A 21,612-nucleotide genomic window follows, 5' to 3' on the forward strand; every position below is an offset into this window, starting at 1 on the left:
TTTGGGGCGGTTTAGGCGCGATTCCGGTCGGCGGCAAGCCTCAGGCGAGGCCGAAATGTATCGCGGTGAACCAGATCAGCGGCAGGGTGATCATGGCGAGCACGGTTTCCACAGCGATCAGGTTGGCTGAAAGCGGGCCGTCGCCGCCAAGCTGGCGGGCCAGGATATAGCCGTTGGTGGCGGTCGGCACGCTGGCACAGATGAGCATGATGGCGAGGGGCGTGCCGCTGAGGCCAATGGCGAGGCCTGCTGCCAGCGCTGCAGCCGGCAGGCCGAGGAGACGCACGAGCGCCCATGTGAAGGTACGTACGCCCGCGCGGCGCAGGGCGGCGAGGTCAACCCCGGCACCGGCGCTCAGCAGGCCGAGCGCGATTGTGCCCTGACCGAGGATGCGGAGCGTGTCGTCAAGCACTTTGGGGCTCTGGAAATGGGTGGCGGCGACGATGCCGCCAATGACGCAAGCAATGATCAGAGGGTTGGTCATCAGCGCGCGGAAGGGGCGCGGCTTGGTGCCGGGCGCGTGTTCGGCGTTCAGGATGAGGCCGTAGACCGAAAGCACATTGGCGGTCGGGATCATGGCGGCGGCGGCGATGGTGACAAGCGCCAGCCCTTCGTCACCGAAAAGGATCGAACCGAGCGAGAGCGCAACGAATGTGTTCCAGCGGACATTGGACTGGATGATCGAGCCGACAGCCGGGCGCTCCATGCCGGGCCAGAGGCGGGCGCCGAAGCCGATAGCGGCCAGCACGAGCTGGGCGATGATCAGCGCAGCAGCGAGCTTCCATGGCGCGGTGTCGAACGGGGCATTGCCGAGCGAGCGGATGATAAGCGCCGGGAAGAGGAGGATATAAGAGATGCGCTCGATGGCGCGCCAGCCTTCGGGCGTGATCCAGTTCTTCGCCGCGATCAGGCGTCCGATGGCGACGATGATGATGACGGGCAGGAGCGCGAAAATGAAGGATGTCATGGGCGGCGCTCCAGAAGGTCAAGCGTGGATTTGAGGATGATGGCGGCGGCCTGCGCGTCGATACGGTCGTCGCGGCGCTTGCGGGAAACTTCCGCTTCCCACATGGCGCTTTCGGCTTCGGCGCTGGAGAGGCGCTCGTCCTGGAAGTAGATCGGTACATCGCGCTTCTGCAGGATGTTCCAGGCGAGCGCGCGGGTAGACTGGGCGCGGCGGCCCTCGCTGCCATCCATGTTGAGCGGCAGGCCGATGATGAGAGCGACGGCCTTGCGGTCGTCGTAAATCTCGAAGAGGCGGGCGATCATGGGCCCCAGCGCCTTGCCGCGATGGATGGTCTCGACCGGGCTCGCGAGCATGCGAATGCCGTCTGTTGCGGCGACTCCCATTGTCTTGGTGCCGGGATCGATGCCGAGGAGGACGCCGGTGCGCGGCAGGGAATCGAGATCTGTAACGGCCATTGGCCGCTCACATAGCGCCTTGAAGCCTTGTTGCCTATCGCGTATTCGGGCGGGAACGAAGCCAAGCCACCGGAGCCCATAAAATGAGCGTTACCAAGGAAGACGTCCGCAAGGTTGCCCGCCTGTCGCGCATTGCGGTGCCCGAAGAGCGCCTCGAAGAGATGGCCGGCGAGTTGAATGGCATCCTCGGCTGGATCGACCAGCTGAACGAAGTCGACATTGAGGGCGTGGAGCCGATGACGTCTGTTGTGGCGACCAGGCTGCCCATGCGCGAAGACGTGGTGACTGACGGTAATATCCAGGACCAGGTTCTGGCCAATGCCCCGAGCAGCCAGGACGGGTTCTTCGTCGTGCCGAAGGCCGTCGAGTAGGACGCCCGGCGGCGCGCGCAAAACATAAGTGCGCGACCGCCTTATTTAAGCACCGGATCACCCCCACCTGTGAGACTGGACCCGTTTGGGGCCCAAACACAGGGACACGATCATGGCCAAAGGTCAGAAGAAAACGAACAAGGAAGTCCGCAAGCCCAAGGCGGAGAAGGTGAAGACCAACGCGTCGAACCCATCGGTGAAGCCGGGCACTATCAAGGGCCTTGAGCACCTCAAGCGCTAGACCCCCTCAATTTTGTCACGTGCATTGCGCCGCGAGTCCTGATGGGATTGGCGGCGCAAACGTATCGCAAGGGATGAATGGACATGATGTTTCGATCATTACTCGCCGGCGCCGCGCTCGCCGCCCTGGCCGCCTGTAATCCGGGGCCGAAGGACGCGCCGGCGGAACCTGTCGCAGAGCCAGTCGCTGCCGAGCCGGACCCGGCGGTACAGATGGAGGAAGAGCCGAAACTGCTGGAAATGATGCAGGGCACCTGGCAATCGCTGGAAGACCCGATGAATGTTTTCACGATCAGCGGTGACCAGATGAGCAGCGTCTATAATGACGAGCCCCTGGGCAACGAAACAATTACGGTCGTTGCTGACTGCACGGCGATGACGCCGGATGCGGATGGCATGTCGTTCACGCTGAAAGCGGATGGCGACGACGAAGCACGCTGTTTCAGCATCATCGATGCCGGCGCTGACAGGCTCGACTACAGCTACAGCGCACGCGGCAACACGCTGGCGCACAAGCGCATGACGCCCTGAGCCCTTACCCGACGTCGTCGCTTGTTCAGGCTGGGGTAGGGCCCGCATAGTCTCCCAAAATAACAAGGGAGGCCGCCATGACGGTAATAACCATCGAGATGAAGGACCATGTCGCGCTGCTGACGCTGCGGCGTCCGCAGGTGATGAATGCGCTGAACTATGAGCTGTACATGGCGCTGGAAGATGCCGTGCGCGACAGCGAGGCGCGGGTGATCGTGATCACGGGCGAAGGGCGCGGCTTCTGCACCGGCGACGATGTCAAAGAGATACTGAGCCAGAAAGCCAAGGGCCCTGCCGAGATGAAGGCGCGCGGGCGCCGCACGGGCGGGCTGACCCCCGCGGCGGATGCCTTGCTCTATACGGACATTCCGGTGATTGCCGCGGTCAATGGCTTTGCGCTCGGCTGGGGCATGGAGCTGGCCCTGATGGCAGATATCCGCGTGGCATCTGAGGCGGCAAAGTTCGGCGAGCTGTTCGTGCAGCGCGGGCTCTGCTGTGACGCGCCGGGCCTCGGGCGACTGGCGCAGGTCGTGGGACGCGAACGTGCGGCGGAACTTTTGTTCACGGGCGATATCATTGACGCGCACACGGCGAAGGAGATGGGCCTTGTATCGCGGGTCGTCGCTCCGGATGATCTTGTGTCGACGGCGATGGAAATTGCAGGCAGGATTGCGGCCAACCCGCCGCGCGCTGTGCAGTCGATCAAGGCAGGCCTGCGGCGCACACTGGACCCGGACTGGCGCGACGTCGGCAATTGGGCGATCAAGGAAATCCGGTCCCTGATGGAGACCGAAGATGCCGCCGAGAGTGCTGCGGCCTTCCTCGAGAAGCGAAAGCCGGTGTTTACGGGCAGATAGGGTTGGCCCAATTCGTGCCGACATAGATTATTCGTATTACCGGGCTGATATCGCCAAATGGGATGAAAATAGCCGGAGGCATCCCTTAGGCTTTCAGATGCAGGCCCCATTGGGCAATGTGTGCTGTGGTGATGTTATGCCATGTGTTGGCGTCTGGAGGTCAAATGTTTGGTCAGAACGTGTGTGCTGTCATAGGCAGAGCTTTACTGGCGACAGCGATCGGGGGATTGGTTTCGGGCTGTGCCACGACGGCCGACTCCGGGGACAAGGCAACGGAGCTGGCTATCACGCTGAAGCCGCACGCAGATCCGGATCATGGCGAGACGATTGATACGGTAGCGGTGACCCTGCACTTCTCGGGGCTGGAAACCGGGGACATAATGAAACCCGTGCTGCTGATGCCGCTCGTCGTGAGCAATGTGGACAGCGTTGCCACGACGCTGACCGACATGAAGGCAAGCGACGAGCGTGGCCCCCTCACGCTCCGCGTCAGTGATATTGACGCCCCTCTTGAGGCGGCCGGTGATGCGGAGAGCGGCGGTCCCTCCCGGGCCTGGCTGGCTGATCGGCCCATTGTGGGGCCCGTGACGGTCAGCTTCGTTGTTCCTGCGGAAGCCACTTTGCCACCGCGTGGGCCGGCCCCGCCCTTTTCCTTCAGCGCAGACGGTGGCGGCGTTTCCGCTTCCGGGCATGTCTTTCTTCCTTTGCCGCCTGGTGATGCAACATATCGCGCGAGCTTTGACTGGGATCTGACTGCGCTTCCGGCTGGGGCGCGCGGCGTCACGACCTTTGGTGAAGGGCATGTGATTGCGCCTGAGCCGCTGACATCCTCCGAACTCCGTATGACCTTCTATATGGCTGGCCAGATTGGCGCGTACCCAACCGTGGTGCCAGCAACAGGTTTCTTCGGCGCATGGCAGGGGGAGCCCGCCTTTGATGCTGCCAAGCTGCTGGCATGGACGAGCAATCTGTACGGCCATTATTCAAAGTTCTTTGGCCAGGAAACGCCTCCGCCCTATGGTGTATTCCTGCGTTATAATCCGATCAATGCGGGAGGTGGGGTCGGGCTCTATCATTCCTTCGTGACGACCTTCGGTGCGGGCGACGGGGCGGATGTTGAAAAGATCCGGATCACGCTGGCGCATGAGATGTTCCATACGTTCCAGCCTTACATCGAGTCACCGCCGGGCCTGGAATCCTCATGGTTCGGCGAGGGGCTCGCAGTCCTGTATGCGCGCCGTCTGGCCCTGCGGTTCGACAGTATCACGCCGGATGCATTCCTCGACGATCTGAACAGTGGGGCAGGGCGTTACTATACGAGCCTCATGGCAACTGAGCCGAACAGCGAGGTGCCCAAGCGCTTCTGGGCTGATACGCGCATCCGGACGCTGCCCTATGATCGCGGCATGCTGTATTTTGCGACCGTCGACGATGCGGTTCGCAAGGCGTCAAACGGGACGCGCTCGCTGGACGACCTGATGCTGGCCATGCTTGCGCTTGAGAAGAGCGGCAAGGTGACGACGAACGCTGACTGGGAGGCGCTGCTGACAGACGCGCTTGGTCCGGATGCGGTTACGGCGTTTCGCGGCTTCCTCAATGGCGACATGCCGATCCCGGCTTCGGATGCTTTCGGACCGTGCTTTGAACGAACGACCAAGCCCATGCGCCGGTATGAACTTGGCTTCGACACGGCGGTATTGGCAGAGCCCAAACGTATTGTTCGCGGCCTCGTCGCAGGATCTGCTGCGGAGCAGGCGGGTCTGCAGAATGGCGACGAGATTGTTGTTCCGGTTCCGCAGGATGGCATTCAGGGCAACCAGACAGAGATGCTGAAACTGAAAATCCGCCGCAACGGCGAGACTAGCGACATCACCTACCTGCCTCGCGGCGAGACGGTGGAGGCTTATCAGTGGCAGCGCAAGGCCGGCACGGACGATCTGGACTGCGCACTCTAAGCCGTTTTCTGCGAGCGCACCGGGTATCCTGGGCACTGACCGTCATCTATCTTCCCGATCGGTGAAATTTCATCGATCGGGTTCAGCATGTTTCAAACGCATTGTGTCAGGTTGGGACGATCCCGATTTGCCACGGGGCTGGAGAAGACATGTCTGCCGTTTTGCCAATCAGTGCCGTTCCGTATCAGGACCAGCCGGTCCCGAGATTCTATAACCGGGAAGCGGCCACCTTCCAGACACAACTGGGCGCCTATGTGCCGGGCCGCATTGAAGCCCTCATGGAGGCTGCGGCCCGCGACCATGGGCATGAGCCTTTCCTTTCCACCGCCCTGCCGAACGGCGCCAGCGCGACACTGAGCTTTGCTGATGTCGAGACGCATTCGGCGAACCTTGCACGCTACCTGCGCGACGAGCTGCGCCTGTCGAAGGGCGATGTCGTGGCGATCCAGTCGCCCAATTGCATGTCCTATGTTGTCGCCATGCTGGGCGTCCTGCGCGCCGGCCTTGTGCTGACCAATGTAAACCCGCTCTACACAGCGCATGAGACACGTCGTCAGCTGCGTGACGCGAAAGCCTGTGTGCTGATCACATCGAGCCTGTTTCCCGAAATGACGGAAGAGGCGCTGACCGGCACGCGCATTCATACCGTCGTGTCGCTGTCGCTGACCGACTTCTTCTCGCCAGTCAAAAAGGCCGCGATGGATTTCGTGCTGCAGCACGTCAAGAAAATGGGCCGGCCACTGATCGTGGATCATGTGCCCATGGCCGAGGCGCTGAAGCTCGGCGCGGCACACACGACGCCGATCGCTGACTACGCGCCAGACCGCGAGGCCGATGAGGACGCGATCTACCAGTATTCCGGCGGCACAACTGGCATCTCCAAGGGCGTGCGCCTGACCGAAGCGGGCCTCGTCACCAATGTTGACCAGTTTGCCAGCCTCTCGCCGCACATGATCGACAAGCCGGGGCAGACCATGTTGCTGGTCCTGCCGGTCTACCATGTGTTCGGCCTGTTCGCGTCTGTGATCGCGCTGCGCAATGCGGCCCACCTGGTGCTTGTGCCGAGCCCCAAGCCGCTGTCGAACCTGAAGGCGGCGTTCAAGAAATTCCGCCCGGATGTGTTTCCGGGTGTCAGCACGCTGTTTGCCAAGCTGATGGAAGAGAAATGGTTCTATGAGAACCCACCCAAGCTAACCCTGACGATTTCCGGTGCCATGGCGCTGAGCCCACAGGTCCGCTCCGAGTGGACCGGCCTTACAGGCTCCAGCGTCATTGAAGGCTATGGTATGACGGAAGCGACGACGCTGATCAGCGTCAACCCGCCTGACGCGCGCACCAAGGTCGGTTCGGCCGGCCTGCCGCTGCCCGGCACGGGCGTCGCGATCCTGCGCGAGGATGGGGGCTTTGCCAAAGCGGGCGAAGTTGGCGAGATTGCCGTGGCGGGTCCGCAGGTCATGGCGGGTTATCTCGGTCGGCCGGAGACGACGGCAGCGGCCTATCAGGCTGGCATGCTGAAGACAGGCGATGTCGGCTATCTCGATGACGAGGGCTATCTCTTCATTGTTGATCGCAGCAAGGACATGTTGCTGGTTGGCGGGTTCAACGTATTCCCAAGCGAAGTCGACGCGGTGCTGGCCGAACATAAGGGCATTGCCGAGGCCGCCGTTGCAGGCGTGACCGATGGCGATATGGGCGATGTGATGCATGCCTTCGTGGTACGTCGCCACCCGGAGCTGACAGCACAGGACGTGCTGGCGCACTGCGCCCGGCAGCTGACCGCCTACAAGCGGCCCCGGCAGGTGCATTTTGTCGATGAGCTACCGAAGTCGCCGATTGGCAAGGTCTTGCGCCGCGAACTGCGCGCGCTGGTGAATTCCGGCCAGGCCTAGGCCTCAGATAATCTCTTCGGCGAATTCCTCGTAATCGATGAGGATTTCGTCGCCGGGCTGAAGGGCGTGGCGGGCCGAGAGCGTGACGGTCTGCGCCGCGCCATCGACCACGAAATCGGCATTCGCTTGCGGGCTGTGATTGCACATCGAGATTTCACCGAAGGCGACAGCGGCGCGCATCGTGCCATCCTCGGTCTCGTCCACATAGAACACGTAATGATGCAGCAGCGTGGAGCGCACGGTGGCCGTGTCTTCGTGTGACAGGACAAGTAGTGGGTAAACAGCGATCGTCTGGCCACCTGAAATGGGTGCGACCGCGAAGAGGCCGCGGCCGTGGAAGGGGGAGGTCTTTACCTCGACGAACGAGGCCTGTGCTGGATGGGGCATGGGCACCTGTCTAGCACAGGCCAGATGCGGCGCTATTGGGATTCTTCGGCTTCTGCGGGCGCCTCTGCTTTTGCATCCCATTTATACATCGCCTTGATGGTGCAGCGCTGCACGCCGAAGCCGGTGTCACTATGTCCCGAGATGGAATCGGAGGTGATGATATGGTCACCCTTGCCGAGGCAGCCGGTTGTGGAATCCACGCCCAAGCGCTGGGCCTGGTCCAGGTTGAAGCAGCCGCCAAAGGTTTCAATGAGATAGTCGTCGCGGCCTTTTGAGAGCACGACCGTGTCATCGGTGGCATCGTGGAAGCCATCGATTGTCGAGGCGAAGCAGACCTTGTTGACCTCTTCCCCGAGCCGCGCGTCGCCGGCGAACTGGGCGACGCCCTTGGCTTTGGCTGGTGTCGGTGTGTGGCTGGCGCAGGCGGCGAGGAGGGCCGTTGAGAGGGCGAGAGTGATCAAACGCATCATGATGTCCTTTATCGGGTGTGCTGCCCTTCAAAAAAGCGGGATTCGGGGCAAATGTTCCGAAATCCATTGATGCGCCGGGCCGTCGGAACTGACAAGCACGGTCACGGAGACTTGAACTTTCCCCCCAAGCCGTCATAGCAGGCGGGCAGATTTCTTCGCGGGATTATACATGACCGATTTGACCAAACTCACCCTTGCCGCAGCGCTTGATGGCCTGAAGGCCAAGCAGTTTTCGTCGCGCGAGATTACGCAGGACTTCGTGAGTGCCATCGAGGGCGCCCGGGTGCTGAATGCCTATGTCGTGGAAACGCCGGAAAAGGCGCTGGCCATGGCGGATGCGTCGGACGCGAAACTGGCCAAGGGCGAGGGCGGGCGTCTTGAAGGCGCGCCGCTGGGCATCAAGGACCTTTATTGCACCAAGGGCGTGCGCACGACGGCGTGCAGCGGCATCCTCGGCGAGTTCACCCCGACCTATGAATCCACCGTCACGCAGAACCTGTGGGACGAAGGCGCTGTCATGCTGGGCAAGCTCAACATGGACGAGTTCGCCATGGGCTCGTCGAACGAGACCTCGCATTTCGGCAACGTGATCAACCCCTGGCGCCGTGATGGCGACAATCAAAGCCTCACGCCGGGCGGTTCATCGGGCGGCTCTGCGGCCTCCGTGGCGGCGAACCTCTGCCTCGCGGCGACGGCTTCCGACACAGGCGGCTCGATCCGCCAGCCAGCGGCCTTCACGGGCACAGTGGGTATCAAGCCGACCTATGGCCGGGCCAGCCGCTACGGCATGGTGGCGTTCGCCTCCTCGCTTGATCAGGCCGGGCCGATTGCCAAGACCGTCGAAGACAGCGCCATCCTTCTGGAAGTGATGTGCAGCCATGACGCGAAGGATTCCACTTCGCTGGACATCCCGACGCCGGACTGGCGCAGCGATGTGTCCAAGGGCGTGAAGGGCATGCGGATCGGCATTCCAAAGGAATACCGCATTGACGGCCTCTCGGACGAAATGAATGCGCTCTGGGATCAGGGCATTGCCTGGCTGAAAGAGGCTGGCGCCGAGATTGTCGAGATCAGCTTGCCGCACACGAAATACGCGCTGCCTGCGTATTATATCGTGGCGCCAGCGGAAGCCTCGTCCAACCTCGCCCGCTATGACGGCATGCGCTACGGCGCCCGCATCGAGGGCAACAACCTCGCGCAGACCTATGAAGGCACGCGCGCCGGTGGCTTTGGCGCGGAAGTGCAGCGCCGCCTGCTGATCGGCACCTATGTGCTCTCCAGCGGCTATTACGACGCCTATTACCTGCGTGCCCAGAAAGTGCGGACCAAGATCCTCAACGACTTTGTTTCCGCTTTCGAAGGCTGTGACGCGGTGCTGACGCCAACCTGCCCGAGCCCTGCCTTTGCCTTTGGCGAGAAGAGCGGCGACCCGGTGGAAATGTACCTCAACGACGTGTTCACGGTGACGGCGAACCTCGCCGGCCTGCCGGGCATTTCGGTGCCGACCGGCATGTCCAAGAGCGGCCTGCCGCTCGGCCTACAAGTGATCGGCAAGGCGCTGGACGAAGCGGCCTGCTTCCGCGTCGGCGGCGAACTGGAACGTGCAGCTGGGTTCGTGGCGAAGCCGGAGAAGTGGTGGTAAGCTGCTCCACATGAAACGTTTTCTCATTCTCTTCGCCATCATGCTCGTTGTCTCAGTCGGCCTGATGTGGGCCATGATGGCGCAAAACGGGTATGACCTGTTTGATCCCAGAATGTCCGGCATGATGCTCGTGGCTGTTCTGGTGGCCATGTATGTATCCTTCCGGATTTCGCGGATCCTCGCCAAAAGGGCAGAGCGCGCGGAAGGTGGCTCACCGCTGAAAGGCGCGCAAAAATCCAAACTGTCCGGCCTGTTCAATTCCAAAAGCCAGGCCCAGCAGGCGCGCGAGGCCCGCGTGGCGGCCCGCCGCAAGCAGCTGATCGCCGAGGGCAAGCTGGAAGAAGAGGCGCCAGCCGAGCCTGAAGTGGCGCCGACGCCAGCAGGTGAAGCCCCGACCCGCGTGCCGCAGTCTGCCTCCGTGGCAGACAAGATGGCGGCCCGCCGCGAGCGCTACAAGCGCGCCAAGGAAGAAGGCAAGATCTAGCTGGCGGTCGCGGCCTGAAGCCGTGGCGGCGCCTGATGGGCGCTGGCTGTGGCCTCAACACGCACTTTCGTGCCGCCGCCGGGGCCGTCATCCTCATCCTCCCCGCGCGACCTCTCGGTGATGCGCGACAGATAGATGCCGACGCCAACCAGTCCGCCAATCGGCCCGAATTGCAGCATCATGGCCGCGATGAACAGGATGGGCATGTCGAGCTTGAGGTTGCCGAAGGCGGCGATCACCATGAACAGGCCGACAGCGCCGACCAGAAGCCCCACCGCAAAGCCCGCGATCAGGTGCTTCAGGAAGCCCCTCACAATCGGCCGTTCATCTTCCCCGGACCCGTCGAGGATCATCTTGAACAACATGGCTTCCCTCCCGATGCGCTATTACGCTTGGCCGCATTCTTGACCAGTCCGGCGCAAAAGGGAAGTCAGAGCCCATTGAGCAGCCTTCGCGGCTCGACAGGCCGGGCCGCTTGCCGCTAAAAGAACCCAGATTTTCAACTGGATCAGAAGGCAAGCCATGTCAGCGCGCACACCCTACGTAATCAAAGGCGACACCGGCGACTGGGAAGTCGTCATGGGGCTGGAGATCCACGCGCAGGTGGCCTCGAATGCCAAGCTGTTTTCGGGCGCCTCGACGGAATTTGGCGCCGACCCGAACTGCAACGTGTCGCTGGTCGATGCTGCGATGCCGGGCATGCTGCCAGTGATCAACAGGAAATGCGTCGAACAGGCTGTGCGCACGGGTCTTGGCCTGAAGGCCGAGATCAATCTCTACAGCCGGTTTGACCGCAAGAACTATTTCTATCCTGACCTGCCGCAGGGCTACCAGATCAGCCAGTTTGCCCACCCCATCGTCGGCGAAGGCGAGATCGATGTGGACGTTGAGCCCGCTCATGGCGGCGAGGCCTACAGCTTCCCGTGCCGCATCGAGCGCCTGCACCTGGAGCAGGACGCCGGCAAGTCGATCCACGACATGGACCCGAACTCGACCTATGTGGACCTGAACCGCTCGGGCGTCGCGCTGATGGAAATCGTGTCGAAGCCTGACGTGCGTTCGCCCGCCGAGGCCGCCGCCTATGTGAAGAAGATCCGGGCCATCGTGATCGCGCTCGGCACCTGCGACGGCGACATGGACAAGGGCAATCTGCGCGCCGACGTGAACGTGTCTGTCTGCCGCCCCGGCCAGTACGAGAAATTCCGCGAGACGGGCGATTTCGGCCATCTCGGCACGCGCTGCGAGCTGAAGAACATGAACTCGTTCCGCTTCATCCAGCAGGCGATTGAGTACGAAGCACGCCGCCAGATCGAGATCATCGAAGGCGGCGGCACAGTGGATCAGGAAACGCGCCTGTTCGACCCGGTGAAGGTCGAAACGCGCTCCATGCGCTCGAAGGAAGACGCGCACGATTACCGCTACTTCCCGGACCCGGACCTGCTTCCGCTCGAAATCGAGCAGGCCTGGATCGACGAGATCAAGGCAAGCCTGCCGGAACTGCCGGACCAGAAGCGCGCGCGCTTTGAATCCGAATACGGCATCTCGCACTATGACGCCGGTGTGCTTATCGCGGACGCCGACAAGGCCGCCTATTTCGAGACCGTGGCCAAGGGCCGTGACGCGAAACTGGCTGCCAACTGGGTGACGCAGGAACTGTTCGGCTACCTGAACAAGGAAGGCCTTGAACTCGGCGATAGTCCGGTCTCGGCGGATGCGCTGGGCGGACTGATCGCCCTGATCAGCGACGACACGATCAGCGGCAAGATCGCAAAGGATGTTTTCGCGCGCATGATTGCGGGCGAGGGCGAAGCGGCGGCGATTGTCGAAAAGCACGGCCTGAAACAGGTGACCGATACCGGCGCCATCGAGAAGGTTGTCGACGAGATCATCGCGGCCAACCCCGAGCAGGTCGAGAAGGTCAAAGAGAAGCCTCAGACGCTCGGCTGGTTCGTCGGCCAGGTGATGAAGGCTTCAGGCGGCAAGGCCAACCCGAAAGCCGTGAACGAGATCCTGAAAGCGAAGCTGGGGCTTTAAGAGTCTAGCGGGTTCCGGCCCCCTCGAACAATGGGCTGATGCCAACGATTTCGCGCTGCATGTATTGGCGGAAAAGGGTCACGCGCCTGGTGTTGCGCAGGTCGCGATGATAGAGCAGCCATAGTCCGAGATCATGGTGTTTTTCCGGCTCGTGGAACCTCACCAGATGCGGATCGCTGTCGCCCATGAAGCACGGCAGGTATCCGACACCCATCCCTCCCCGGATGGCGGCGATTGTCAGTGACGTGTCGTCCACGCAGAAGGAATGATCGGCCTGTGGCCTCGCCTGCCTGGTCCAGGTTCGGTGGTATTCGCAGCAATCGACGCCGATCCACTTTTCCGCAACCTTACCGGCCTCGAGGGCGGCGCAGTATTCGGTTGATGCGTATACTGCCGAGGAGACGGTGGTCAGCCGGGTACCGATCAGTGTTTCGCCCGGCGTATTTGTCTGCCTGAGGGCAATATCGGCATCGCGTTCGGCCAGGCGGACGGAATCGTTGGTCACTTCAATATGCAGGTCAATGCCCGGATAGGCGGCGCTGAACCCGGCAAATAGCGGCATCAGTACGGTCGAGGCCATATTGGCGATGGCCGTAACACGAAGTTCCCCCGAGGGCGCGTCGCTTTGGCCTGTGCTGGCTGCCTCGAAGGACAATAACTCCCGCTCTATGCGGGTGGCGGATGTCCTCAGGTTCTCGCCCGCCTCGGTCAGGACATAGCCGGTCGCGCTGCGCTCAACCAGCGGCGTCCCCAGATCTTTTTCCAGCGTATGTATGCGCCGCGAGACGGTGGAGTGCTGGACGCCCAGCCGCTTGGCCGCAGCGCTGAATGAGCCTTCGCGCGCCAGGGCAAGGAACATCCGCGCGTCATCCCATTGCATTTGGCGTCCCCCTCAGCGTGCATTTTTGCACAACCGCTTTCGATTTCTATCGAGTTTCCAGGATCGTGTGAGAATGCGACCCAGTTGGCAACCGAAATCGGGGCGTGGTGCGGCTTCACCAAACCGGCGGAACGTATCTGGACGGTAACGAAAGGACTTCGAGAATGACGGTATCACTTTACGACCGCCTCGGCGGATATGACGCAATCGCATTATTTGCGACACAGCTTGTTGACCAGGCAAAAGCTGACGACTTGCTGGGGCGCATCTGGGCCCATAGCGGCGAAGACAGGGACGCCAGGGCTTTGCAGATGTTGATCAACTATCTCGTGCGGGAAACCGGGGGCCAGATGTATTATACCGGGCGCGACATGGCGCTGGCCCATGCCGGAATGGGGATCACGGACGTTGACTGGACGCGTTTCCTCGAGATTGTGGTTAGCGTGGCGGGCGAACTTGGCGTTGAGGCCCAGGAAGGTGGTGAGGTCATGGCGTTTCTGGACAGTCTCAAGAGCGACATTGTCACCTCATCGTAGCGGGCCGGCTATCGGCACGAAACGCCAATATGGAAGGCAGGCGATGACTGATACACTCTTCTCAGCTGAAGGTGGCTGCACATGTCGCCATGTTCGTTACAGGTTGCTGTCAAAGCCGATGATCGTGCATTGCTGCCATTGCCGCTATTGCCAGAGGCAGACCGGGGCAGCCTTTGCGCTGAATGCGCTTATCGAAGCCGATCAGGTGAAAGTGACTGGCGCCGATGTCGAGGATATCCTCGTCGACACGCCGAGCGGCAGGGGGCAGACGATCGCGCGCTGCCCCAGGTGCCGCGTTGCGGTGTGGAGCCATTATCACATGTCCGGCTTGCGGGAGCGCATAAACTTCATCCGTGTCGGGACGCTCGACAATCCTGACCTCTGCCCGCCCGATGTGCATATCTTCACGTCCGACAAGCAGCCTTGGGTGCGCCTGCCCGACGGCGCACGGGCGGTCGACATCTATTATGAGTATGAGGTCACCTGGTCGCCGGACAGCCTGCGCCGACGGGCCGCGTTGTTCGAGGCGGCGGGAATCCCCATGCCTTAGGGAGTGCTTCTACAGCGCCTCGCGAATCTTCAATGCAAGCTTCTCCAACTCGCCCATATCCGCCATGCCGCCGCTGCCGTGGCGGCCGAGGGCCTGGCCTTCGATGCGGGGGATGATGTGGAAGTGGAGGTGGTAGACGGTCTGCCCGGCGGGGGCGCCGTTGAACTGGGTGACGACGAGGCCGTCCGGCTTCAGCGCGGCTTCGACGGCCTTGGCGACCTTCTGCACGACCAGCATGTAGGGTCCGAGTTTCTCCGGCGGCATTTCGAGCAGGTTGCGTGCTTCAACGTCTTTAGGAATGACCAGCGTGTGGCCTTCGGCTTGCGGAAAAACGTCCATGAAGGCGAGGGCGGTATCGTCCTCGTAGACTTTGACGGCGGGCATCTCGCCACGCAGGATTTTCGCGAAGATGTTGGTGGAATCGTAGGTGTCGTGAAGTGTCATGAGTCTTTCTTAAAGGGTGTGCGCTCTGTGAGATAGTCCATGTCGGATTCAACCGCGTCGCGTTCGCGGGTGAGATAGTCGGCGACGGCGTTGCGCAGGCCCGGATGGGCGATCCAGTGGGCCGAGCGCGTGAGCACCGGCACATAGCCGCGCGCGAGCTTGTGGCCGCCCTGTGCGCCCGCCTCGACGTATTTGAGGCCGCGCGCGATGGCGAAGTCGATGGCCTGATAATAGCAGGTTTCGAAGTGGAGCATCGGGCGCTGGTCGCTGCAGCCCCAGTAGCGTCCATAGAGCGTGTCCGAACCGATCAGGTTCATGGCGCCCGCGATGGGCTCGCCATTCTCCATGGCGAAGACGAAGAGGAGATCATCGGGCATGCGCTCGCGCAGCAGGGAGAAGCTCAGCCGTGTGAGATACGGCGTGCCCCATTTGCGGCTGCCGGTGTCCATGTAGAACTGGAAGAAATGGTCGAGATGGTCCTCGGTGATCGCGTCGCCGGTGAGATGCACGAACTCCACGCCTTCCTGTGCCTTCGCGCGCTCCTTGCGCAGGTTCTTGCGCTTGGCCGATGAGAGCGCGCCCAGGAAGCCATCGAAGTTCTCGTAACCGTCATTCTCCCAGCGAAACTGCTGGTCGGTGCGCGAGAGGAGGCCGGTATTCTCCAGCACGTCAGCGTCGTCATGGTCGATGAAATTGATATGCAGCGAGGAGAGATCATTCTCCTCGGCGATCTGGATCGCGCCAGCGAGAAGCGCAGCCTTGAGCTGGATTTCGTCAGGACCAGGCGGCACGAGGCGGCGGCGGCCCGTAACGGGCGTGAAGGGCACGGCGGCGAGAAGCTTCGGATAATAGGAGCCGCCCGCGCGTTCAAAGGCCTCGGCCCAGCTATGGTCGAACACAAACTCTCCACGCGAATGCATCTTGGCATAGAGCGGCATGGCGGCGCGCAGGCGCCCGTCATCGCCGCGGATCAGCAAGTGGCGCGGCACCCAGCCCGTGCGCGGCGTTGCGGCGCCGCTGCTCTCCATGGCTTCCAGGAATTCCCATGTCAGGAAGGGATCGTAGCGCGCGCCCGGCGGATTGGCGACGGCGTTCCACTCATCGGGCAACACCTCGGCCAGGGCCGGGACGATGGTGATTTTGAGCGCGGTGTCGTCCATGCCCATCAATCTAGGGCGCGCGGCATCATGTTGCCAGCGGAACGGGCAGGTGTTCGAAAATGATGGCGCCGTTCAGCACATGGATGCGGCGGACATCCTCAATCGTGCGCACCGTCCAGACGACAAAGGGCAGCTTTCCGGCGAGCGACACAGCCGCGCGTTCGGCATCGGCGACATTGATCGCGAGATAGTCGACATTGCGCTCAAGCGCGCGGGCGAGCTTGGCGTCAAACTCGGCTTCGCTGGTCCGGCTGATCGGGTGGATCAGCTGGCCGCGCATCACCGCTTCGGGAATGGCGTCGACGGCGGCTTCCGAAAAGCTCATCGCGGCAGCAGGGCCGATATGGCCCGTTAGCATCTCACCCACCTTGCGGGCGAAGGCGGCGGGGTCGGTGTTGCCGTCGATCTTCATTTCGGTGAGCAGAGGCAGGTCGGTCGGCCAGATGTCGAGCAAGGCGTGCAGCGTGGGCACAGGCTGGTCCGTGCCAGCCAGCCGCACGGCCTGAAGGTCATGCGCCGTCATGTCTTCGAATACGGCCTCGACGCCCGTCATGCGGACAAGGGTGGGATCATGAAAGACCATGACCTCGCCGTCCTTCGAGGGCCGCACGTCATATTCGATGCCGAGTCCGGCATCGATGGCGGCCTCGAAGGCGGCAAGAGAATTTTCCGGATGGCCATCGGCGGACCAGAGACCGCGATGTGCATATGTAAATGCTGTCAGGTCAAAGTGCCGGGCCATCGGATACTATCCTTCGATTTCAAACACACCGTCGACTTCAACCGCGACGCCAAGCGGCAGGACCGGGCAGGCCACAGCCGAACGCGCATGCTTGCCGGCATCCCCAAAGACTTCGACCATGAGGTCTGAACAACCATTGATGACCTGCGGGATGTCGGTGAAATCGCCGGCGGCATTGACGAAGCCGCCGAGCTTCACCACGCGCTTGATGCGCGAGAGGTCGCCCACAGCGGCCTTGCACTGCGCGATCAGGTTGATACCGCACTGGCGGGCGGCATGTTGGCCAGCCGAGAGTTCCATGTCTTCGCCGAGGCGGCCCGTGATGCGGCCGGTAGGCGTGGCGCTGACCTGGCCTGAGACGAACAGCATGTTACCGGTGATCACGTAGGGCACGTAATTGGCGACGGGCACCATGGGGGCGGGCAGTTCAATGCCGAGGGCGTCGAGGCGGGCTTCTGGGGTGGTCATGTGGGGCGTGCTCCGGTGCGTGAATGACGGTGTGGGCCCTGCATGCCGTAGGTTGCGGAAGGGGGCAAGTCAGCCATCTGACTCGCGCAGTTTCGCAATGCGGGCAGCGCGGCCAGTGACGACGGCATCCGTGCCGAAGCGCGCCCGGGCGGCGTCCGAGGCGCGCTCGGCGGCGGCGCGCTTGGCAATGCTCGGGTCAAGCAGGTCGACCGTATCGGCGCGATGGTCGTCAAGGCCTGAGAGGCCAATGCCAATGAGGCGATAGCGTTCGCGGCCATTGGCTTCACGGGCCAGAAGCGGCCGACCGGCGCGGAAAATTTCCTGGGCGAGTTGTGTGGGTTCCGGCAGTGAAATGCGCCGGGTAAGCGCGCGGAAGTTCGCGGTCTTCAGTTTCAGTGTCACGACGACGCCGACAACGCCCACGGCTTTGGCGCGGTCGGCGGTTTTTACACACAGCTGCCAGAGCTCGTCTTCAAGCGCGGCGGGATCGGAGATGTCTGTCCGGAACGTGGTCTCGCTGGAAACGGATTTGCGCTCCTCGTCATTGCGCACAGGGCGGTTGTCGAGGCCGTGGGCGCGTTGCTTCAGCCACATGCCTGTCTCGCCGTAGCGCTGGATCAGTGGCTTCAGCTCGGCCTGCTGGATATCGTGGACGGTATCGAAACCGTCGGCGGCGAGTTTCTGGGCGAATTTCGGGCCGACGCCGTGCAGGAAGTCGATGGGTTTAGGGCCGAGCAGGGCTTCTGCCTCTTCCGGCGCGATGACGGCGAAGCCGCGCGGCTTGTCGAGTTCACTGGCCGTCTTGGCGAGGAACTTGTTGGACGAGAGTCCGATCGAGACAGTGATGCCGATATCACGCTCTATCTCGAAGGCGAGGCGTGCCAGGCTGACGGCAGGCGGAGCGTGATGGGTGGTCTCAGTGCCGGAAAGGTCCATATAGGCCTCGTCAATGGAGACCGGCTGGACCAGTGGCGTCAGCGCGTCCATCTTTTCGCGCATCATCGTTGCGGCTTCGCGGTACTTCCCGAAATTGGAGCTGATCACCACGGCGTCCGGGCAGAGTTTCAGCGCCTTGAACATGGGCATGGCGGACCGCACGCCATAGAGGCGGGCAATGTAACAGCAGGTGGAGACGACACCGCGCTGACCGCCGCCTACGATCACCGGCTTGTCCTTGAGACTGGGGTCGTCCCGCTTCTCGATGGCGGCGAAGAAGGCGTCGCAGTCGAGATGCGCAATGCTGAGTTGCGTCAGCGCGGGATGCGCAATGATCCGGCCCCGTCCGCAGCGCGTACAGGCTGAAACGGCACCGTTTTCCAGATGCAGGCAATCACGGCAAAGGGCGTACATGACAAGAATGTTCATGCCATGTTCCGCGACTCGCGGCAATGAGATGTGTACGCTAGTGTAAAGCCAAATTAAGTATTTGGGGTATAGCTAAAATAGATTGAATAGAATTCGGCCGAATCATTAGTCGTTACGGGGAATTATGGCGGAAAAGCGCACCAGAAAAGTGCTGGTTGTTGAGGACAATGAACTCAACATGCGCCTCTTTTGCGACCTGTTGGACGCCTACGGCTTTGCAACCTATCAGTGCCGCGATGGCGCCAAGGCGGTCGAAATTGCCCGACGCGAGCTGCCTGATCTCATCATCATGGACATCCAGCTGCCCGAAGTCTCGGGCCTCGATATCACGCGTTGGTTGAAAGATGATGACAAGGTCGCGCATATCCCTGTCCTGGCTGTAACGGCATTTGCCATGCGGGCCGACGAGCAGCGCGTTCGCGAAGCCGGCTGTGAGGGATACCTCTCGAAGCCGATCCAGATCATGACCTTCATCAAAGCGGTGGAGGCGCTGATGCCCAAGGAGCCTGCATGAGCGCCAGGATCCTTGTCGTCGACGATATTGAAGCTAACCGCCGCCTGCTGCAGGCCAAGCTGGAGGCGCAGTACTTCAACGTGCTGCATGCCGAGAATGGCAGGCAGGCGCTGGATCTCGCTCGCGCTCAAATGCCGGATATCATCCTGCTCGACGTGATGATGCCGGGCATGGATGGCTATGAAGTCTGCCAGCGCCTGAAAGCAGACCCCCGCACTTCCTTTATTCCCGTGGTTATGGTGACTGCGCTCAGCGACACTGAAGACCGTATCCGCGGGCTCGAAGTCGGCGCGGAAGATTTCCTCACGAAGCCGGTAGATGATTTCGCGCTGATGTCGCGTGTGGGCGCGCTGATGCGCTACAATGCGGTTGCCTCGGAACTGCGCCAACGTCAGGCCAGCGGCCTGAAGGCCGGTGCGGTTGAAGCGATCAGCGAAGAAGAACTGAACCGTTCCGCACGCGCTTTCATCATCGACGACAACCCGCGTACGTCGGCCCGTATTGCCACCATGATGCGCGAGGCGGGCCATTCTGCCACGACGCTTCTGGAGGCGGGCGACATGTCCAACCTCTCGGAAATGGGCGTCGACATCTTGATATTGTCGGCTGCATCAAAAGCCTTCGATGCGCTGAAACTCTGTGCCCATTTCCGGATGACCGAAGCGACACGTGCGATCTCGATGCTTCTGGTTTGTGATCAGGCGGATACGTCCAAAGCCGGTCGCGGCTTGCAGATTGGCGCGAATGACGTGATCTTCTCGCCGGTAGACCGGCTGGAGTTGCTGGCGCGTGTGCGCACGCAGACACGCCGTTCCCGCTATATCGACATGCTGCGCAAGCGGGTGGATCGCGGGCTCGAACTCTCGGTCATCGACCAGCTTACCGGCCTCTACAACCGCCGCTACATGGTCGACCAGCTCCAGCAGCTGATGCAGCGCTCGGTTATGGGCGGTAAGCCCGTTTCCGTGGTGATGTGCGATATCGACCATTTCAAATCGGTCAACGACACCTATGGTCACGATGCAGGCGATGAAGTGTTGCAGGAAGTGGCGACCCGTCTCAGGGAAAATGTACGGCCCAGTGATATTGTCTGCCGGCCGGGCGGCGAAGAGTTCATGGTCATCATGCCGAACACGGCTGGAGACCTTGCCTGCGCAGCGGGTGAACGCATCCGCCGCGCCGTTGCGAGCCGGCCCTTCAGTGTCAGCGGCGGACGCCGTGAGATCACCCTTACCATCAGCGCAGGGGTCGCCACGATCAATGGGCCGGACGATACGATGGCAGACCTGATGAAGCGTTCCGATACGGCGCTCTATCAGGCCAAGTCCGGCGGCCGAAACCGCGTTGAAAGCATTGCCGCCTGATTGACTTGGGCCACGACGCGGCGCAACTGCACGTTTTGAGCTTCCAAGGCAGGTTTTAAGGGCATGGCAGATCGTTTCGCGGCGTTCAGGCACTCGTCCTACAGCCGCTATTTCACCTCCCGTTTCATGACCGCCTTTGCGGCCCAGATCGTGTCGGTCTCGGTCGCCTGGCAGATCTATGACGAGACGCAGAACGCGATTTATCTCGGTTGGATCGGGTTGGTACAGTTCCTTCCCGCCCTGCTGCTCGTGTTCGTGACGGGGCTTGCCTCGGACACGTTTGGGCGGCGGCTGGTGATGGGCCTCGCCATCCTCGTCGAGATGAGCTGCACGGCAGGCATCCTGTTCCTGGCGGCAACAAACCAGTTCCATCCGGTCTGGGTGCTGGCCATCCTGACAGCGTTTGGCGTGGCGCGGGCCTTCCTGTCGCCGGCATCTGCCAGCCTCGCGGTGAACGTGGTGCCGCGTGAGGATTTCGCCAATGCCGTTGGCTGGAACGCCTCGGCCTGGCAGATGGCCTCCATTGTCGGGCCTGTCGTGGGCAGCCTCCTCTATGGCGTGTCGCATGTGCTGTCCTATTCCACCGCGACGGTGATGTTTGCCATCGCAGCGGTGCTGATCTTCTCGATCCCCAAGCCGCCCCAGCGCGTCTCCACAGAGCCGAAGACGCTGAGCGTGGTTCTGGGTGGGTTCACCTATGTCTGGAAGCAGAAAGTGGTGCTGGGGGCGATCTCACTCGACCTGTTCGCGGTGCTGCTTGGTGGGGCGGTTGCGCTGATGCCGGTCTATGCGCGCGACATCCTCCAGGTGGGTGAGACGGGCCTTGGCCTGATGCGTGCAGCGCCGGGTATTGGCGCGCTGATCGTAACGGCCGTGATAACGGCTTTCCCGATTCGCGAGCATGCTGGGAAGATCCTGTTCGTCTGCGTGGCGCTGTTTGGCCTGTCGACCGTGGTGTTCGGCTATTCGACGGTGGCGTGGCTGTCGATCCTGGCGCTCGTCTGCGTCGGCGCATTCGATATGGTCTCGGTCTATATTCGCGAGATATTGCTGCAGCTCTGGACGCCGGACCAGGTGCGGGGGCGGGTGAATGCGGTGAATTCCATTTTCCTTGGTGCTTCAAACGAGTTGGGCGAGGCGCGGGCCGGGTTCATGGCGGCGAAGTGGGGGGCGGTGTTTACCGTCGTGGCGGGCGGCTATGCGGCCGTGGGCATTGCGGCGGCGTGGTCGGTGCTGTTCCCGGGCATACGCAAGGCCAGCAACCTGCACGAGGGCAATCCGGACGCCTGAGGCCCATAAGCAAAAAG

The 21,612-nt window shown here is 62.0% G+C and carries 25 protein-coding genes; 14 read left to right on the top strand and 11 right to left on the bottom strand.

Annotated elements, in window-relative coordinates; translation table 11 throughout:
• Positions 1 to 40: 40 nt before the first annotated feature.
• On the bottom strand, positions 41 to 967 hold the full coding sequence (locus tag HOC_RS09325) for an AEC family transporter (protein WP_035537854.1): 927 nt from the start codon (positions 965 to 967) through the stop codon (positions 41 to 43).
• Positions 964 to 1,422 (bottom strand): Holliday junction resolvase RuvX, encoded by a 459-nt coding sequence (gene ruvX / locus HOC_RS09330; protein WP_035537857.1) that lies wholly within the window; start codon positions 1,420 to 1,422, stop codon positions 964 to 966. Before ruvX ends, HOC_RS09325 begins: the two co-directional genes overlap by 4 nt.
• 83 nt (positions 1,423 to 1,505) lie before the next feature.
• On the opposite strand from ruvX, the gene gatC reads away from it, so the two are divergent.
• The 6 genes from gatC to HOC_RS09355 all read left to right on the top strand — a co-directional run bounded on the left by gatC (position 1,506) and on the right by HOC_RS09355 (position 7,265).
• Entirely contained in the window at positions 1,506 to 1,793 is a 288-nt protein-coding gene (gene gatC / locus HOC_RS09335) for an Asp-tRNA(Asn)/Glu-tRNA(Gln) amidotransferase subunit GatC (RefSeq protein ID WP_035537860.1), read from the top strand.
• Positions 1,794 to 1,905: 112 nt separating this feature from the next.
• On the top strand, positions 1,906 to 2,034 hold the full coding sequence (locus HOC_RS22820) for a hypothetical protein (RefSeq protein ID WP_277812963.1): 129 nt from the start codon (positions 1,906 to 1,908) through the stop codon (positions 2,032 to 2,034).
• 83 nt (positions 2,035 to 2,117) lie between these two features.
• On the top strand, positions 2,118 to 2,564 hold the full coding sequence (locus HOC_RS09340) for a hypothetical protein (protein ID WP_156950440.1): 447 nt from the start codon (positions 2,118 to 2,120) through the stop codon (positions 2,562 to 2,564).
• 77 nt (positions 2,565 to 2,641) lie between these two features.
• Positions 2,642 to 3,421: an enoyl-CoA hydratase/isomerase family protein gene (locus HOC_RS09345; protein ID WP_035537863.1), complete on the top strand. Its 780-nt coding sequence runs from the start codon at positions 2,642 to 2,644 to the stop codon at positions 3,419 to 3,421.
• 227 nt (positions 3,422 to 3,648) lie between these two features.
• A complete protein-coding gene (locus tag HOC_RS09350) occupies positions 3,649 to 5,376 on the top strand; it encodes a M61 metallopeptidase family protein (protein ID WP_241766960.1) in 1,728 nt (575 codons plus the stop codon).
• A 149-nt stretch (positions 5,377 to 5,525) separates the two neighbouring features.
• Positions 5,526 to 7,265, top strand: coding sequence for an AMP-binding protein (locus HOC_RS09355; protein WP_051624685.1), 1,740 nt, complete (start codon positions 5,526 to 5,528; stop codon positions 7,263 to 7,265).
• Between the two features lie 3 nt (positions 7,266 to 7,268).
• Here HOC_RS09355 and HOC_RS09360 read toward each other — a convergent pair whose 3' ends face one another.
• Both HOC_RS09360 and HOC_RS09365 read right to left on the bottom strand, forming a co-directional pair.
• A complete protein-coding gene (locus HOC_RS09360) occupies positions 7,269 to 7,652 on the bottom strand; it encodes an SET domain-containing protein (protein WP_035537865.1) in 384 nt (127 codons plus the stop codon).
• A gap of 32 nt (positions 7,653 to 7,684) precedes the next feature.
• Positions 7,685 to 8,122: a DUF6491 family protein gene (locus HOC_RS09365; RefSeq protein WP_035537866.1), complete on the bottom strand. Its 438-nt coding sequence runs from the start codon at positions 8,120 to 8,122 to the stop codon at positions 7,685 to 7,687.
• 169 nt (positions 8,123 to 8,291) lie between these two features.
• Between HOC_RS09365 and gatA the strand changes: the two genes are divergently transcribed.
• Both gatA and HOC_RS09375 read left to right on the top strand, forming a co-directional pair.
• Complete coding sequence (gatA, locus tag HOC_RS09370) at positions 8,292 to 9,764, top strand: Asp-tRNA(Asn)/Glu-tRNA(Gln) amidotransferase subunit GatA (RefSeq protein WP_035537869.1); 1,473 nt, start codon at positions 8,292 to 8,294, stop codon at positions 9,762 to 9,764.
• Positions 9,765 to 9,774: 10 nt separating this feature from the next.
• Positions 9,775 to 10,248 carry a hypothetical protein gene (locus HOC_RS09375; RefSeq protein WP_035537870.1) on the top strand — a complete coding sequence of 158 codons (474 nt, stop codon included), beginning with the start codon at positions 9,775 to 9,777 and terminating at the stop codon, positions 10,246 to 10,248.
• On the opposite strand, the gene HOC_RS09380 is transcribed toward HOC_RS09375, so the two are convergent.
• Positions 10,245 to 10,613 (bottom strand): hypothetical protein, encoded by a 369-nt coding sequence (locus tag HOC_RS09380; RefSeq protein ID WP_035537871.1) that lies wholly within the window; start codon positions 10,611 to 10,613, stop codon positions 10,245 to 10,247. The two genes, HOC_RS09375 and HOC_RS09380, sit on opposite strands and share 4 nt — an antisense overlap.
• Before the next feature lie 157 nt (positions 10,614 to 10,770).
• On the opposite strand from HOC_RS09380, the gene gatB reads away from it, so the two are divergent.
• Entirely contained in the window at positions 10,771 to 12,282 is a 1,512-nt protein-coding gene (gatB, locus tag HOC_RS09385; RefSeq protein ID WP_035537872.1) for an Asp-tRNA(Asn)/Glu-tRNA(Gln) amidotransferase subunit GatB, read from the top strand.
• Positions 12,283 to 12,286: 4 nt separating this feature from the next.
• On the opposite strand, the gene HOC_RS09390 is transcribed toward gatB, so the two are convergent.
• Positions 12,287 to 13,162 (bottom strand): LysR family transcriptional regulator, encoded by an 876-nt coding sequence (locus HOC_RS09390; RefSeq protein ID WP_035537874.1) that lies wholly within the window; start codon positions 13,160 to 13,162, stop codon positions 12,287 to 12,289.
• 164 nt (positions 13,163 to 13,326) lie between these two features.
• Here HOC_RS09390 and HOC_RS09395 point away from each other — a divergent pair, with 164 nt between their 5' ends.
• Entirely contained in the window at positions 13,327 to 13,698 is a 372-nt protein-coding gene (locus tag HOC_RS09395; protein WP_035537876.1) for a group I truncated hemoglobin, read from the top strand.
• 43 nt (positions 13,699 to 13,741) lie between these two features.
• Positions 13,742 to 14,248 carry a GFA family protein gene (locus HOC_RS09400; protein ID WP_035537879.1) on the top strand — a complete coding sequence of 169 codons (507 nt, stop codon included), beginning with the start codon at positions 13,742 to 13,744 and terminating at the stop codon, positions 14,246 to 14,248.
• A 9-nt stretch (positions 14,249 to 14,257) separates the two neighbouring features.
• On the opposite strand, the gene HOC_RS09405 is transcribed toward HOC_RS09400, so the two are convergent.
• The 5 genes from HOC_RS09405 to HOC_RS09425 all read right to left on the bottom strand — a co-directional run bounded on the left by HOC_RS09405 (position 14,258) and on the right by HOC_RS09425 (position 18,427).
• Positions 14,258 to 14,692, bottom strand: coding sequence for an HIT family protein (locus HOC_RS09405; protein ID WP_035537881.1), 435 nt, complete (start codon positions 14,690 to 14,692; stop codon positions 14,258 to 14,260).
• A complete protein-coding gene (locus tag HOC_RS09410) occupies positions 14,689 to 15,852 on the bottom strand; it encodes a GNAT family N-acetyltransferase (protein WP_035537960.1) in 1,164 nt (387 codons plus the stop codon). Before HOC_RS09410 ends, HOC_RS09405 begins: the two co-directional genes overlap by 4 nt.
• Positions 15,853 to 15,877: 25 nt before the next feature.
• Positions 15,878 to 16,594 (bottom strand): glycerophosphodiester phosphodiesterase family protein, encoded by a 717-nt coding sequence (locus HOC_RS09415; RefSeq protein WP_051624686.1) that lies wholly within the window; start codon positions 16,592 to 16,594, stop codon positions 15,878 to 15,880.
• A 6-nt stretch (positions 16,595 to 16,600) separates the two neighbouring features.
• Complete coding sequence (locus HOC_RS09420) at positions 16,601 to 17,062, bottom strand: RidA family protein (RefSeq protein ID WP_035537884.1); 462 nt, start codon at positions 17,060 to 17,062, stop codon at positions 16,601 to 16,603.
• A 69-nt stretch (positions 17,063 to 17,131) separates the two neighbouring features.
• On the bottom strand, positions 17,132 to 18,427 hold the full coding sequence (locus HOC_RS09425) for a DNA polymerase IV (protein ID WP_241766961.1): 1,296 nt from the start codon (positions 18,425 to 18,427) through the stop codon (positions 17,132 to 17,134).
• A 124-nt stretch (positions 18,428 to 18,551) separates the two neighbouring features.
• Between HOC_RS09425 and HOC_RS09430 the strand changes: the two genes are divergently transcribed.
• From HOC_RS09430 to HOC_RS09440, 3 genes are all read left to right on the top strand, one after another.
• On the top strand, positions 18,552 to 18,941 hold the full coding sequence (locus HOC_RS09430) for a response regulator (RefSeq protein ID WP_034738512.1): 390 nt from the start codon (positions 18,552 to 18,554) through the stop codon (positions 18,939 to 18,941).
• Entirely contained in the window at positions 18,938 to 20,305 is a 1,368-nt protein-coding gene (locus tag HOC_RS09435; protein WP_035537887.1) for a PleD family two-component system response regulator, read from the top strand. Before HOC_RS09430 ends, HOC_RS09435 begins: the two co-directional genes overlap by 4 nt.
• 63 nt (positions 20,306 to 20,368) lie before the next feature.
• Positions 20,369 to 21,595: an MFS transporter gene (locus HOC_RS09440; RefSeq protein WP_035537888.1), complete on the top strand. Its 1,227-nt coding sequence runs from the start codon at positions 20,369 to 20,371 to the stop codon at positions 21,593 to 21,595.
• Positions 21,596 to 21,612: the final 17 nt, after the last annotated feature.

Origin of the sequence: Hyphomonas oceanitis SCH89, assembly GCF_000685295.1 — a bacterium.
Lineage (GTDB): Bacteria > Pseudomonadota > Alphaproteobacteria > Caulobacterales > Hyphomonadaceae > Hyphomonas > Hyphomonas oceanitis.

What these genes read in the sequence shown, in the direction of transcription:
- HOC_RS09425 (WP_241766961.1), bottom strand. Translation starts at nt 18,427, where the DNA reads ATGAACATTCTTGTCATGTACGCCCTTTGCCGTGATTGCCTGCATCTG.
- gatA (WP_035537869.1), top strand. Translation starts at nt 8,292, where the DNA reads ATGACCGATTTGACCAAACTCACCCTTGCCGCAGCGCTTGATGGCCTG.
- gatC (WP_035537860.1), top strand. Translation starts at nt 1,506, where the DNA reads ATGAGCGTTACCAAGGAAGACGTCCGCAAGGTTGCCCGCCTGTCGCGC.
- HOC_RS09400 (WP_035537879.1), top strand. Translation starts at nt 13,742, where the DNA reads ATGACTGATACACTCTTCTCAGCTGAAGGTGGCTGCACATGTCGCCAT.
- HOC_RS09375 (WP_035537870.1), top strand. Translation starts at nt 9,775, where the DNA reads ATGAAACGTTTTCTCATTCTCTTCGCCATCATGCTCGTTGTCTCAGTC.
- HOC_RS09405 (WP_035537881.1), bottom strand. Translation starts at nt 14,692, where the DNA reads ATGACACTTCACGACACCTACGATTCCACCAACATCTTCGCGAAAATC.
- HOC_RS22820 (WP_277812963.1), top strand. Translation starts at nt 1,906, where the DNA reads ATGGCCAAAGGTCAGAAGAAAACGAACAAGGAAGTCCGCAAGCCCAAG.
- ruvX (WP_035537857.1), bottom strand. Translation starts at nt 1,422, where the DNA reads ATGGCCGTTACAGATCTCGATTCCCTGCCGCGCACCGGCGTCCTCCTC.
- HOC_RS09325 (WP_035537854.1), bottom strand. Translation starts at nt 967, where the DNA reads ATGACATCCTTCATTTTCGCGCTCCTGCCCGTCATCATCATCGTCGCC.
- HOC_RS09355 (WP_051624685.1), top strand. Translation starts at nt 5,526, where the DNA reads ATGTCTGCCGTTTTGCCAATCAGTGCCGTTCCGTATCAGGACCAGCCG.
- HOC_RS09435 (WP_035537887.1), top strand. Translation starts at nt 18,938, where the DNA reads ATGAGCGCCAGGATCCTTGTCGTCGACGATATTGAAGCTAACCGCCGC.
- HOC_RS09380 (WP_035537871.1), bottom strand. Translation starts at nt 10,613, where the DNA reads ATGTTGTTCAAGATGATCCTCGACGGGTCCGGGGAAGATGAACGGCCG.
- gatB (WP_035537872.1), top strand. Translation starts at nt 10,771, where the DNA reads ATGTCAGCGCGCACACCCTACGTAATCAAAGGCGACACCGGCGACTGG.
- HOC_RS09390 (WP_035537874.1), bottom strand. Translation starts at nt 13,162, where the DNA reads ATGCAATGGGATGACGCGCGGATGTTCCTTGCCCTGGCGCGCGAAGGC.
- HOC_RS09365 (WP_035537866.1), bottom strand. Translation starts at nt 8,122, where the DNA reads ATGATGCGTTTGATCACTCTCGCCCTCTCAACGGCCCTCCTCGCCGCC.
- HOC_RS09415 (WP_051624686.1), bottom strand. Translation starts at nt 16,594, where the DNA reads ATGGCCCGGCACTTTGACCTGACAGCATTTACATATGCACATCGCGGT.
- HOC_RS09420 (WP_035537884.1), bottom strand. Translation starts at nt 17,062, where the DNA reads ATGACCACCCCAGAAGCCCGCCTCGACGCCCTCGGCATTGAACTGCCC.
- HOC_RS09440 (WP_035537888.1), top strand. Translation starts at nt 20,369, where the DNA reads ATGGCAGATCGTTTCGCGGCGTTCAGGCACTCGTCCTACAGCCGCTAT.
- HOC_RS09430 (WP_034738512.1), top strand. Translation starts at nt 18,552, where the DNA reads ATGGCGGAAAAGCGCACCAGAAAAGTGCTGGTTGTTGAGGACAATGAA.
- HOC_RS09395 (WP_035537876.1), top strand. Translation starts at nt 13,327, where the DNA reads ATGACGGTATCACTTTACGACCGCCTCGGCGGATATGACGCAATCGCA.
- HOC_RS09360 (WP_035537865.1), bottom strand. Translation starts at nt 7,652, where the DNA reads ATGCCCCATCCAGCACAGGCCTCGTTCGTCGAGGTAAAGACCTCCCCC.
- HOC_RS09345 (WP_035537863.1), top strand. Translation starts at nt 2,642, where the DNA reads ATGACGGTAATAACCATCGAGATGAAGGACCATGTCGCGCTGCTGACG.
- HOC_RS09340 (WP_156950440.1), top strand. Translation starts at nt 2,118, where the DNA reads ATGATGTTTCGATCATTACTCGCCGGCGCCGCGCTCGCCGCCCTGGCC.
- HOC_RS09410 (WP_035537960.1), bottom strand. Translation starts at nt 15,852, where the DNA reads ATGGACGACACCGCGCTCAAAATCACCATCGTCCCGGCCCTGGCCGAG.